Annotated in this window: 14 protein-coding genes and 1 pseudogene; all 15 read right to left on the bottom strand. The window is 53.1% G+C overall.

Annotation, left to right across the window (positions count from 1 at the left end):
* Positions 1-46: 46 nt before the first annotated feature.
* Positions 47-250 (bottom strand): transposon-transfer assisting family protein, encoded by a 204-nt coding sequence (locus DXA66_RS13890; RefSeq protein ID WP_015537699.1) that lies wholly within the window; start codon positions 248-250, stop codon positions 47-49.
* Positions 240-755, bottom strand: a complete 516-nt coding sequence (locus DXA66_RS13885) for a YodL domain-containing protein (protein ID WP_117554807.1) — start codon at positions 753-755, stop codon at positions 240-242. Before DXA66_RS13885 ends, DXA66_RS13890 begins: the two co-directional genes overlap by 11 nt.
* Before the next feature lie 8 nt (positions 756-763).
* Positions 764-1,651, bottom strand: a complete 888-nt coding sequence (locus DXA66_RS13880; RefSeq protein ID WP_117554808.1) for an LPD16 domain-containing protein — start codon at positions 1,649-1,651, stop codon at positions 764-766.
* Positions 1,651-3,693, bottom strand: coding sequence for a type IA DNA topoisomerase (locus tag DXA66_RS13875; RefSeq protein ID WP_243089113.1), 2,043 nt, complete (start codon positions 3,691-3,693; stop codon positions 1,651-1,653). The genes DXA66_RS13880 and DXA66_RS13875 overlap by 1 nt, the downstream gene beginning before the upstream one ends.
* A 100-nt stretch (positions 3,694-3,793) precedes the next feature.
* Complete coding sequence (locus tag DXA66_RS13870) at positions 3,794-4,537, bottom strand: DUF4366 domain-containing protein (protein ID WP_117477594.1); 744 nt, start codon at positions 4,535-4,537, stop codon at positions 3,794-3,796.
* A complete protein-coding gene (locus tag DXA66_RS13865) occupies positions 4,521-4,784 on the bottom strand; it encodes a DUF4315 family protein (RefSeq protein WP_097785686.1) in 264 nt (87 codons plus the stop codon). The genes DXA66_RS13870 and DXA66_RS13865 overlap by 17 nt, the downstream gene beginning before the upstream one ends.
* Before the next feature lie 14 nt (positions 4,785-4,798).
* The gene (locus DXA66_RS13860; protein ID WP_117477593.1) at positions 4,799-6,532 is read right to left on the bottom strand and encodes a C40 family peptidase; all 1,734 of its coding nucleotides are present in this window, start codon (positions 6,530-6,532) and stop codon (positions 4,799-4,801) included.
* Complete coding sequence (locus DXA66_RS13855; protein ID WP_117477592.1) at positions 6,529-8,922, bottom strand: VirB4-like conjugal transfer ATPase, CD1110 family; 2,394 nt, start codon at positions 8,920-8,922, stop codon at positions 6,529-6,531. The genes DXA66_RS13860 and DXA66_RS13855 overlap by 4 nt, the downstream gene beginning before the upstream one ends.
* Entirely contained in the window at positions 8,894-9,259 is a 366-nt protein-coding gene (locus tag DXA66_RS13850) for a PrgI family protein (RefSeq protein ID WP_112122175.1), read from the bottom strand. Before DXA66_RS13850 ends, DXA66_RS13855 begins: the two co-directional genes overlap by 29 nt.
* A 13-nt stretch (positions 9,260-9,272) precedes the next feature.
* Positions 9,273-10,139, bottom strand: a complete 867-nt coding sequence (locus DXA66_RS13845; RefSeq protein WP_117477591.1) for a VirB6/TrbL-like conjugal transfer protein, CD1112 family — start codon at positions 10,137-10,139, stop codon at positions 9,273-9,275.
* A gap of 330 nt (positions 10,140-10,469) precedes the next feature.
* Entirely contained in the window at positions 10,470-10,847 is a 378-nt protein-coding gene (locus tag DXA66_RS14180) for a hypothetical protein (protein ID WP_133303651.1), read from the bottom strand.
* Positions 10,848-10,862: 15 nt separating this feature from the next.
* Positions 10,863-11,306, bottom strand: a complete 444-nt coding sequence (locus DXA66_RS13835; protein ID WP_015565208.1) for a hypothetical protein — start codon at positions 11,304-11,306, stop codon at positions 10,863-10,865.
* The gene (locus DXA66_RS13830) at positions 11,284-11,766 is read right to left on the bottom strand and encodes a DUF3990 domain-containing protein (RefSeq protein WP_117477590.1); all 483 of its coding nucleotides are present in this window, start codon (positions 11,764-11,766) and stop codon (positions 11,284-11,286) included. Before DXA66_RS13830 ends, DXA66_RS13835 begins: the two co-directional genes overlap by 23 nt.
* Before the next feature lie 85 nt (positions 11,767-11,851).
* A complete protein-coding gene (locus DXA66_RS13825; protein WP_055186938.1) occupies positions 11,852-12,067 on the bottom strand; it encodes a Maff2 family mobile element protein in 216 nt (71 codons plus the stop codon).
* A 141-nt stretch (positions 12,068-12,208) separates the two neighbouring features.
* Positions 12,209-12,457 (bottom strand): annotated as a pseudogene (locus DXA66_RS13820) (type IV secretory system conjugative DNA transfer family protein); the annotation flags it as partial.
* Between the last annotated feature and the right edge of the window lie 33 nt (positions 12,458-12,490).

Here is a 12,490-nt window from a genome sequence, read left to right as displayed (position 1 = left end):
TGGAAGAACAAAATACTTTATGTACGCCGCCCGCAGGCGGCGAAAGTCAGTCCGGGGGAAATTCCAGTTCGGCAAACTCGGCATCGGTCAGCAGTTTCAGCTTCTCGATAACACCTTCCGACAACTCCCGCAGGGCGGTCTCATCGGGCATCAGGTAGCACTGCATGAGCCGCAGTTCGTGGATAAGCCCCAGTCGGGTGCCGGTGTTGTAAAGCATCATCAGCATGAGTTCTTCATGGTCAAAGTTCATGGGCATCCCTCACTTTCCGACAGAAGGTGGGATTGCACTCCGGGGCATTGCACTTCTCCTTGAGAGTTTGCAAAACAGAAGGGCGCTCCGGCTGCTTGTCCAGAAACCCCTGTAAATCTTTGAAGCCGATGCTGTCCACATAATGCACAGACACCTCGCCATTGCGTTTGAGTGCGATTACATCGCTGACCGACAGGCTGTGCCCCTCAAAATCCTGCGGACGGGAGAGGTTGAACATCTGAAATAGTTCTTCCAAAACCTCGTTGTTCGGCACATCCTGCCACATGGCGGGCAAATCAGCATAGTAGGTGACCTCGTAATGCTCCGGGTCTGGCGTTTTGCCTCGACGATTCAACTCCCGCATAGAAGCAAATCTTTCATCGAGGATTTTTTCGTCATGCCGTAGTTGCATCACCATATAAACATCGCACCCTGCGTTCAGAAATTTCTGCGGGATGTCCGGCATGAGTTCGCCGTCAAAATTCTGATTCCATTTTTGCTGCATTGTCCACCTCACAGTTCTGGCGCAGACCGTGCAGAGGATTTTGGCGCAGACGTATCACTTGCCAGTTCTGCCAGCTTTTCCAGTGTGGAAGGGCGGTGGTCTGCGCTCAGTTCCTCAGCTTCCGCAACTTTATCCATGACGGCATCGTAGTCCTGCAACAGCCGCCGCCCCTTTTCCAAGTGGTGCGCTTCCAAAATCTGCTCACGAGCTTCCTGAATGGTCAGTTCCGGGGCATCCAGCTGCCCACCGTCCATTACGGAATAATCACTGTGGTAAATAGTGTAGTCCCAGCCGTCCTCACAGGACTGGATAGCAAGATAGCCCTTGCCGCCCAGTTCCCATGCAGCCTGCTCGTCCTGTGTCTGAATTTCGGGATAGAAGTCTGCATGGTTTCGTTCCATGACCTCGGCAAACTGGCAGATGTGGAACACATTGCCCAGACCGCCCATGTCAAAGTGGTAATCATCCAGATGTTCCACCCGTGCTGTAAAACTGCGCCCATCCGGGTAATCCACCTGAATCACGCCGCCATCTGGAATGCGATAGAGGTCATCATAGTGGCTGTTGATGAGACGAATATCCTTCGGCAGCGTTTCAGGCTCCCAGATGCGCCGTCTGCCGATACCAGCTTGCGGGATGTTTTCGAGGATCTTTACGCTTTCCTGTTGGATGACCTTGCGGTCATCGTCCGAAAGTTCAAACAGATACCAGTTCCGGGCGGCAGAAATGGCGTTCCTGCCATCGGGCGGCAGATTCTTTTCCGAGATCTGCCCACTTTCCAGCGGCTCGCCAGTTACCTTGTTATAAGTGGCAAAGCCGACCCCTGCACCGTTTTCCCGGAGATGCAGATAGCGTTCATCGTTGATAAGGTAGACCGCTTCTTTTATCTGCTCCATCAGCACCCACCTTCAAATTCCAGCGAAAACTTGCTGCGGCCATCGGCTTCACAGGACAGCAGCACGGTGGCATTGTAGGTCTTGCCCTTGGCACTCTTGCAGTCCTTCAAGCGGACACGACCATCCCGCAGCAGCTTGTCCGCCACATGAGCGTCCAGCCGTTTGCCCAGACGCTTGAAGAACGCATTGTCCTTCCACAGGACAAAACGGCACTCCCGGTTCTCGCAGAACCAGCCTTTTTCACGCTCCACGACAGGCTTACCACAGTTCGGGCAGACACCAATGATTTTGTTTTTCATAAGTGCATTCGCTCCTTTTTTCATTTCCGTGTTCTTTACCAGTTCGGTAATCATCGTATTGATCTCGGTCATAAATTCGCTCGGCTCCATTTCGCCACGCTCGATTTGCAGCAGCTTTGTTTCCCAATCGGCGGTCATTTCCGGGGATTGGATTTCTTCGGGCATCACAGTGATGAGGGCTTTTCCCTTATCCGTGGGCAGCAGCACCTTGGTTTTCTTGTTGCCCTTGCGCTCCAGAAAGCCCTTCTGCACCAGCTTTTCAATGGTGGCGGCTCTGGTTGCCGGAGTGCCGATACCCTGACGTTCTACGCCCTCCGGCATACTATCCGCACTGGCAGTTTCCATCGCATGAAGTAGAAGGTCCTCGGTAAAATGCTTCGGCGGCGAGGTCTGCCCCTCTTTCAGTTCGGCGTTGAGGATGCCGCACTCGTTTTCTGCCGCATTGGGCAGGGCGGTGAGTTCCTGTTTTCGATTTAGAATGTCTGCCAGTACCTTGCGTTCCACCGCTTTCCAGCCTTCCTCCAGAACCTCCTTTCCCTTGGCGGTAAATTCCTCCCCGGCACATTCGGTGGTCAGCAGGGTTTCCAGATAACGGAAGGGCTTGCTGACTGCCATCAGCGTCCGGGCGATGATGAGCTTCAGGACGTTCTGCTCGCCTTTAGGCAATGCTTCCAGATCGGCTTGCAGCATACTGCGGGTGGGCAGGATGGCGTGGTGGTCGGTGACTTTTTCCCGGTTGACGGTGCGCCGTGTCCGGGGTACAGCCTCGTCCACATCTTCTGGGGTAATGTCAAAAAAGCCTTCCAGTTCCTCGGTCAGCACCTCCAGCATTTCCTCGTCATCGTCGGTGATATAGCAGCTATCAGTCCGGGGATAAGTGGTAAGTTTCTTCTCATACAGGCTCTGCACATAGTCCAGCGTCTGCTGTGCGCTGTACCCCAGCAGGCGGTTGGCGTCCCGCTGAAGGGTGGTCAGGTCGTACAGCGGCGGCGGATTCTCGGATTTTTCCTTGCGGGTGATGCGCTGGATCGTTGCCACCATCTCCCTTCGACAGGCTTCCAGCAGGTTTTCTGCAACGGATTTTTCAGGAATGCGGCGGCTGGATGCCGTGCATCCGCTGGTCAGTTCCAGATCCACCGTGTAGAACTTTTCCGGCACAAAAGCGGCTATCGCAGCCTCCCGCACCACCGTCATGGCAAGCACCGGAGTCATGACCCGACCGACCGCTAAAGGTTGACCGTACAGACATGAAAAAAGCCGGGACGCATTGATGCCGACCATCCAGTCGGCACGTTCCCGGCAAAGTGCTGCGTTGTACAGCGCATCGTATTCAGTTGACGGTTTGAGATGGGCGAACCCCTCTCGGATGGCGTTTTCCTCCATGCTGGACAGCCACAGGCGGGAAAAGGGCTTTTTGCAGCCCGCTTGCTGGTAGACAAGGCGGAAGATTAGTTCGCCCTCACGCCCTGCATCCGTTGCACAGACAATGCTATCCACATCTGGGCGGTCCATCAGCTTTTGCAGGATACCAAACTGCTTTTTGGTGGACGCAGACACCAGATACTGCCACCTTTCCGGCAGGATGGGCAGATCTGCGATGCTCCACTTGACGTATTTGGCATCGTAGATATTGGGCGGAGCAAGCTCCACCAGATGACCCACGCACCAGCTTACCAGATAACCGTTGCCCTCAAGGTAGCCGTCCTGACGGTTGGTGGCACCGAGGACTTTGGCGTAGGACATGGCAACCGAGGGCTTTTCTGCTACAACTAGAATTGAAATAAGCGTTCCCTCCAATCTGTTTTCATTTGGATATGTACGGCGGCAAAATGCCGCCTTGAAATCAGATGGGTTCAGTGTCCTGCTCGTCCGGGGTTTCGTCCTCGTCCGGCACATCGGTAGGGATCTCAAAATCGCCCTTGTCCTCGGTGTAGTTTGCATCGGGGTCGAGGGCTTCTTTTTCGGCTTTTTTCTTCTGCATCTGCTGGTGATAGAAATAGAAGCCGCCACCTGCTGCCAGTGCAATCAGCACCACCACACCCAAAAAGCCGGATGCGATCTTTGTGACCTTGTTTTCCTTGGGCTGTTCCGTGCCGGATGCTGCCGCTTCTTCGGCGGCTTTTTTCGCTTCTTCCTCGGCTTTCAGCCTGTCCTGTTCCGCCTGCGCCGCTGCTTCTTTTTCAGCGGTATAAGCGTTCGCTTCTTCCTCCTCCATCAGGGAAAGAAGGTCGGCTTCGTCCACAAGGTTCATAAAGTGAACGGTCTGCTGCCCCTTGGCGTTGCGGTCAATCACCAGATAGAAAGTCGCACCCGACTTCGACACCAGCGTAATGAACTGCTGACCGCTGCCATCGGAATAGTCGGTGTGGTAATCGTCCACCAGCGTCAAGTTGCCCTCCGGGGTCAGGGCACCGGTCTCCTCATCGGTCACGGTGACTACATCTTCTTCATCGGTGGTAGAAGTCAGGACGGGCTGTTCCACTTCCTCCACAGGCTCACCGCCATAGGCAAAAGCGGGAGCCGCCATGCCAGCGCACAGTGCCACCGATACCAGCAGTGCGCCCAGTTTCTTAATCTTCATCTGCATCCTCCTTCTCGAAAGTTGCACCCACGGCAGACAGCGCAGCAGGGTTCGGGGTGGTGGTGGCAGACTGCCGCAGCAGGGCGGCGAGCTGTTCCGGCGTGACCTTTGCCGTCCGCACCATCTCGTTGACCTCGGCAGAATCTTCCTCCTGAATGCGCCGCTCCAGGATCTCGATGCGATTGTTCAGCTTGATGCGGCGTTCTTTCTCTTTTGCCAGCATCGCCCGCAGTTTATCCGATTTTTCGCTCATAGTAACTTCTCCAATCATTTTGAAAGCCGTCCGAACCCGGCGAGATGCTTCTCCCAGTAGGACGAGTGAATGTTTGCGTACTTGATGGGGTCTCCGGCACTGACCATCATGCCGTTGCCGAGATAGATTCCAGTATGGCTCATGCCGGGGGTGTCATAGGTGCCTTTGAAGAAAACCAGATCACCGGGCTTTGCATCGGCTTCGGAGATGTGCTGGCTCTTGTTCCACAGACCGTTGGCGGTAGTGCGCCCTACATCGTAGCCGTTCTGGTTGTACACCCAGCAGACATAGCCGCTGCAATCAAAACCGGTTTCCGGGGTAGAGCCGCCCCAGACGTAGGGCGTACCCACATACTTTTGCGCCTCCTTGTAGATGGCGGCAAATTCGCTGTCCGTCAGGGCTTCTGCCGGAACCTGATAATCAATACCGGGTGTGCCGGAGCCATCGGAGCCACCGGGCGGCAGTCCGCCGTTGAACAGATACGGTCTGCCGCCCAAGGTGTCCTGAAAGATCTCGTAGCGTTTCCATTGGTCGTTGTCCAGTTCCTCCCGGATGACCACCTCCAAGCCACGGTTCACCAACTTGGTGTGGAAAATCTTGTACTCATACGGCACTTGGGTAGGAACAGGGATACCTGCCGGACTGATGACCCAGACCGTCTTATACCGAATCTGCACCTCCACCCATGTGGTCAGCTTGTACTGCTTTTTGAAGGTCTCCTTCAGCTTGCCCTGCACTTCCGACCGGGTGTAATCATCATACAGAGTGGTCAGGAATGAAGTGAGCTGCCACGGGTCGTGTTCAATGGGGTCAAGGTGGTACTGGTACTCGTTGTAGCCGGGGTGGTCGGTGGGGGTGCGCTTGATCTTTTTATCCAGTTCCTTTTCCAGCTTTTTGTAGTCCTGCTCTGCACCCCAGATGTCCCGATCCTCGGCAGAGTATATGGTCTGCCCGGACACCTGTGTGCCGCCCGAAAAGAGGATACCGCAGGAGGAAAAGCCCGACATCACCATGAGGACGAGCAAAAGAAAAACGCCCACAATCACCAGAACGTGTGCGTTGCCTTTTGCGGCATTCACCAGCCCCTTTACGGCGGTGCTGACGGCAGTTTTGCCCTTTTCTACCGCCTGTTCCACGCCGGACCGGGCAGCAGATGCACCGTTGGATGCCGCTTTGCCACCTGCGGTCTGCGCCGCCGTACCCGACCGGGCGGCAGCATAGTAGCTCTGCCGGATGTCTTGCTTCTGCCGCCATCGGGAAAGCCAGTTGGAACCGCCCTCGCCGGTGCCGGATGCGCCTGTATCTTGTGCCGCAGTTGGCTTCTGCACGGAAGATTTTGCGTTTCTGGCACCCTTCTTGCCCTGCATCTTGGCTTTCCTCTTGAGCTTCCGGGCATAGCGGCTCTTGGAAATATCCCGGACATTTCCTGCCGCCTTTTCGCCCTCGCTCAGCGCCTGCGTGCCCACATTGTCATCCTCGTACTGGTCAACTTCGTGATGCGCCGCAGACCGGGCGGCATGGGCAGCGTACATCTCTCGCTTCTGCGCCTTACTCAACCGGCTCAGTTCGTCCGGGGTCAGTTCCGCCTTGCCAAACCGCAGATGCTGTGCCTTTTCCGCAGCTTTATCTGCATCGGTTTTCAGCTTTTTCTTTTTGGGCACCGTCTGCTCTACCTTGGCTTTTTTCGGGGGAGAACGGGTCTTTTTGGTAGACGATTCCTCTTTGATGTTCAGTTTCGGTTCACTCATTTCTGCGCGCCCTCCGAGACTTCACCCAACTTGGTGGTCATAATGCGGTAGAGTTCCAGATCGGTGGGGAAACGGTCCACAAACGGCAGAATGACATTACCGAAAAACAGCAGCCCTTCGCCCTCGCCGGAGTGGGTCACATAGGAAAGCTGATGAGGGCTGATGTTGAGCTGCTTTGCGAGAATCTGGCGGTCTCCCGCAGCCTGATTCAACATGATGATCATGTCGCTGTTCTCGAAAATATTCTCGACCTCACGAGAAGAAAGAAGGTCTTTCACGTTCTGGGTCAGCCCTGTGGGAATACCGCCCCACTTGCGGAAACGCTTCCAGATCTCCACGGAATAAGCGGCGGTCTGCTCCTCTTTTAAGAGGAGGTGCATCTCATCCATATAATACCGGGTGGACTTGCCGCTGCTGCGGTTTGCCGTGACACGCCCCCACACCTGATCCTGCACGATGAGCATACCGAGTTTCTTCATCTGTTTGCCCAGTTCCTTGATGTCGTAGCAGACGATGCGGTTATTGACGTTCACGTTAGTGCGATGGTTGAACAGGTTCAGACTGCCCTTGACGTAGATTTCCAGAGCCGTGGCAACATGGTGGGCTTCTTTTTCCTCCTGCTGAAGCAGAGCGTTGTACAAGTCCTCAAGGATGGGCATATTCTCCGGGCAGGGGTTCGCAAAATATTTGCGGTAAATCAGATGCACACAGCGGTCAATGACGGTTTTTTCCACCGGCAGCAGACCTTCCTTGCCGCCCACCACCAGCTCACACAAAGAAAGGATAAAGTCGGCTTTCAGGGACAGCGGATTATCCTCCTCGGAGTAGTTGGCGTTGATGTCCATGGGGTTGACAAATTGGGTGCTGTTGGGGCTGATTTTGATGACCTGACCTTTCAGCCGGTTCACCAGCGGCGAGTATTCGCCTTCGGGATCATTGATAATAATATCATCGTCCGTCACCAGAAACGCATTGGCAATTTCACGCTTTGCCGAGAAACTTTTACCGGAGCCGGGAGTACCCAGAATCAAGCCATTCGGGTTTTTCAGCTTCTTGCGATCCACCATAATCAGGTTGTTGGACAGAGCATTCAGACCGTAGTACAGCGATTCTTTTCCGCTCTGGTACAATTCCTGCGTGGTAAAGGGGATGAAGATAGCCGTGCTGCTGGTGGTCAGTCCCCGCTGAATTTCGATCTGGCAGTCTGCCAGCGGCAGCGAGGACATAAGCCCCTGCTCCTGCTGGAAATCCAACCGGCACAGATTGCAGTTGTGCTTCTGGGCGATGGAGCTGGCCTGAAAGACATTGTTTTCCAGCTCCTGCTCCGTGCGCCCAGTGTTCAGCACCAGAAAAGTGACGAGGAACATCCGCTCGTTCTGGCTTTGCAGCTCTTTGAGCAGAGCTTTCGCATCCCGTCCGTAAGTTGCCAAATCGGACGGAATGATGTCAATATCATACCCGGCACGGATGGCTTTTTTCTGCTCCTCGATCTTGCTGCGGTCCAGTTCCGTGATGGTGCGCTTCACCGTCTTAATGGCACGATTCTGGTCAACGGACTGGATGTGCATGGTAACGATTTGGGACGAATCCATGTCCAGAAAATCCTTCAAGAGCTGGTCGCTGATGTCGGATGCCGTGATGCTCAGAAAGCTGGCAGCGCAAAAGATACCGCCCATCTGAAAGGTGCGGCTGTTTTTGAAGGCAAAGGCGGTAGGGGCAATGGCGTCTTTTACGGAAAGGCCGCTTTTTACGAGGTCTTTCCAGTCAAAGTGGAACTTGCTGGCACCGTCCATGTTGAACATATCGTGCATGAGTTTCAGCCGCTGGGCACCGTTCAGGGGCTTTGCCTGCACCCCCAGTCGGTGGAAGTTATTCAGCAGATCGTTCTGGATGTGGTCGAGCCGGGGCTTGACCTGCGCCATACTTTCGCCCTCCACCCCAAAGGTGATGAATTTGGTCTTAGTCAGACCATTATTGCCCTTGGCAAGCTGCTGGCGCAGCATCTGGGAATACTCCGCACGAACATCGTCGAAACCGTCCTTCTGGAACGGAATGCGGATGCTTTTTTCAAACTCGGTGCTGTCGGTTGCCATGTTCACAAAGGACAGCTCAAATTTGATGGAGCTGTCGAAGAAGTTGAGGAAGGAGCACCATTCTTCAAAAATGGCGGTCTTATCCTCCTGCTGGGCGAGCTGGTAGTTGATGTCCTGATACTGGATGGTGCGGGTGTAGTAGTTAGGCTTCACCCGGCAGGTGCCATCCTCAAACATCCGCTGCATGGGGATGGACTGCTGGGCGGTCCGGGGCACAGCAGGCTTTGCGTTCTGCCTGCGCTTCTGCGCAGACTGCGGCTTGCTGTGCTTATCGGTCTTTTTCCAAAACGGGATCATGGGTCATGCCTCCCTTCATAAGCAGTGCATAGTAGTTGTTGGTCTTGTAGGGGCGAATCTTCGGGCGGACAAACCGGGACTGCACATAGTACGACAGCAGCTTTTCCAAAGGCTGACCGTTTTTCTCGTACATTCCAAGAAAGAACGCCGGCAGCATCACCGCCATCATGCCGAGGGTGGCGGCAGTGTTGCCGCCGGAATCCCGGAGAACAAAAAACAGCGGCACTCCAATGAGAGCCGCTGTGCCAAAACAAAGCAGCTGCCGTTTGGTCAGGTTGAACGCCACTTTGGATTTGACCTTGGTCAAATCACGGGGCACAGAGATATACGCAGCCAAGTGAACACCTCCTTTAATGCGCTCCGAGAACGGATTTTGTCACGGAACTGGTCTTGAACAGGCTGAAACAGAGCAGGACGGTGTAGCCCACAATGCTCCAAATGGAGTTGATGGCATCCCCGGAAATCGCCACGCTCTGGATCAGCACGGCATAAATTGCCACGCAGATGAGGATGAGAAAGCCCTGAAAGCCCAATGCGAACAGGCATTTCAGGTAGTTCTGCCCCATGTGCGATTGCTCGTGGTTGCCGAAGGTCGCCATGGGGATGGGCGCAAGGCTCACCATGCAGTAGATTTCAATCATACGCCCGTAGACGATGACAAAAATGATGATGCTCAATATCCGCATGGTGATGCCGATGAAGAAACTTTGCAGGAACAGCCCGAACAGAGGGCCTACATCCATCTGCATCATGCTGGATTGCAGCATGGACAAACCAATGTCGTTGACACGGGTGTTTCCGGCAATGATGCCGCTGGAATCGGACACTACCTTCTGGGTGATGTCGAACACCGCCATCACAATATCGAAGGTGTTGCTGATGAGCCACACCGAAACAGCGGTCTTGAAAATCCAGCGCATGATGAGGGCAGGCTCGAACTGCGCCATGTTGTTGTGCTGGGTGATCATCTCGATCAGCTCGTAGCAGGCAATAAAGGTCAGGATGATGCCTGCGATGGGGAGCACCACGTTCCGGGATAGGGCTTCGATCATGGCGAACACTCTCGGCTCAAAGCTGGAGGGTTTGGTGCCCACCTGCTGGGCGATATTGCTGACCTGCGTGTTCACATCGTCGAACAGGCCAGACAAGTTTGACATAATACCTGCCGTCAGGATGCCCTTGATCCAGTCGGCAATGGCTTTGAGAACGGTTTCCATTCAGCAGTCACCGTCCTTAGCTGAAGTGGTTGATGAGGGTCTTGAGCAGATTCAGGAGAAAAATAATGTGGGTCAAAAACTGCATAATAGCACCGCCTTTCATGGATGGGTGGATAAAAACGCGGCTTGGAGCACGGACATTTAATAAAACTGCAAGCTGCAGAGGGCTTTCCGCTGCTGCTCAAGCCGCCGTATGGAACAATGCCCTCATTTCATCTATCATTTTTGATTGATGAATGATAGATGAAATGATATGAGCAAACACAAAAAGTGTTCGACGGAAACAAAAAAGCCGACTGCTTTTCGGCAATCGGCAAATCATAATCAAAGCTATATAGCTGTTTTTATAAGTCGGCGAACAGGAACCTTATGATAAACATCAAGGATGCGTTTTTCTCCATTTCGCCAAAAGGGGTTCATATAATAACAATCGCATTCTTTACAATACCAAATGTATTCAGCTTCTCCGTTGATCTCTAATGTGAATGCCTTCATTTTTAGAAGCGGATGCCACGGGCAATGTTTCTGAAGCTTTTCTTTTTGACGATCAGCTTTGCAAAGTCCAAAAAGCTTACCACATTTTAGAGGGGGCGGATTAAACTTAAAACGACTATCAATGGGATTTTCTATATAATCATTGAAGTTTGATAATCCAAGTTGATTGAGAGGTCTATAATGAAGCCCTGCATTATGTTGATTTTTTGCCATTATAACAATCCTTTCTCAAGCAAGCATTTTGCCCTCCAGATAGGAGCAGCGGAGATAATCAGGATTGGTGTAGTATACGTTGGAATTGAAATCGGAGATCTCATCCGTGATAAACGACGAAAAAACATCCAGAATTGCCTGTGCAGCATCTTCATCTTTCATGGTGGACAGCACCAGCCCCTGATACAGCATTCCGATGGAGGTTGCAGAAGGGACCGTATAGCGGCACTCCGCAGCAGTATCAAAATCCCCATCCGGGATGTTGAGATCTTCAATCAGCTCATCTGAAACCTGCTCAAAGGACAGACAGTGGTTTACTTCTGCCAGCCGGAGCTGCCGTTCGATGCCGGCTTTTGTGAAGTGACGAATCACATCCTGCCGATGATTTTTGGTCTTACGGGCGATGGTCTCGATCAGGCTGCAAACGTAGAGAACATCATTTTTCTGCTTTTCGGTCATGGATGGATTCACTCCTCTCAAAGGTCAGGCAGTGCAAAGCGTTTACGGTATGAAAGCTGATCTGGTGTGTTGGATGCTTGAACTTCGCCAATGCCCAAAATGCTTCACGGCTGATCTGCCCGGACGTAAATCCATTGACATAGTCCCAGATGGTGTCATCTGCCATGGGACCCTCCACAATATCATAGGGATGGGTTTCGCCTGCACGACATTTTGCAATGAAATCCAGCCATTCGTCCGACATTTCAGGGAAACGCAGGATTTTCAGGTCAGGATTCTCTACATAGCGATAGACGTTCACAATACCATCGGCAGAACGGCGGTCTGCCCAGCGGTAGGCTTGTTGATAGCTGTTCGTGCAGTAGAATCCCCAAGAAAAGTCCTTTGTATACCGTGTGATGCGGATTTCGGGATAGACAACTTCTTCTTTACTGCCATGATACAATAAAATCTCGCTCATCTGATTCACCTTCTGTATGTGAGATCGTTACTATGGCTTTCCTTATTATAAATATGTACCGGGCGGCAATCGCCGCCCGCTGTTCTTAACCGAACAGACCGCTCAGCAGGGGAATCAGGGTAATGCCCACCAGAGCAACGCCGCCGCCAGCCATGAGCTGCTTCATGCCCTGACTCTTGCTGCCGGGGTTGTCGTTACCATAACCTTCCAGCAGGTTGATGGCACCCCAAACGCCGAGACCGGCACCCAGAGCGACAACCAGAGTCTGAAGAACTTCGATAGCAGAGTTGAAGAATTCCATAGTCTTTTCTCCTTTATTATAAAGCGTTTCCGGTCGTTTGTACACACCCGAAATCTTGTAGTTTTACGTTGCATAACCGCAGCAAGGCTGATTTTCTGGTGCACCTTTCTGACCGGGATAAAAATAAAACCGCCTACCGGGTCAGGCAGACGGGAGCGAATCAGCATCCACCACGATGAACTCATCTCCGGGTTGGATTTTTTCTTTGCGGTTCAGATATTTTTCAATATCGAAGGTGTTTTTGGGGTCGTAGTCCGAGGTCAGCTTGTAGTTAGGGTGCTGGGTCAGGTCGTACTTGTCGCTCAAAAACGGTCTGACGCCACGCAACTGCAAAATACACTTGCCGCCGTCCAGCACCGCCAGCTCGTCCCGGCTCAACAATTCCCTGCCGTAAAGTCAAGTGATGAATTCGCAAAAGAAAAG

The organism is Faecalibacterium sp. OF03-6AC (genome assembly GCF_003478175.1).
In the GTDB taxonomy this organism is placed as follows: domain Bacteria; phylum Bacillota; class Clostridia; order Oscillospirales; family Ruminococcaceae; genus Faecalibacterium; species Faecalibacterium taiwanense.
The sequence above is the reverse complement of the archived record's forward strand: the minus strand, read 5'-3'. Positions and strand labels throughout refer to the sequence as shown.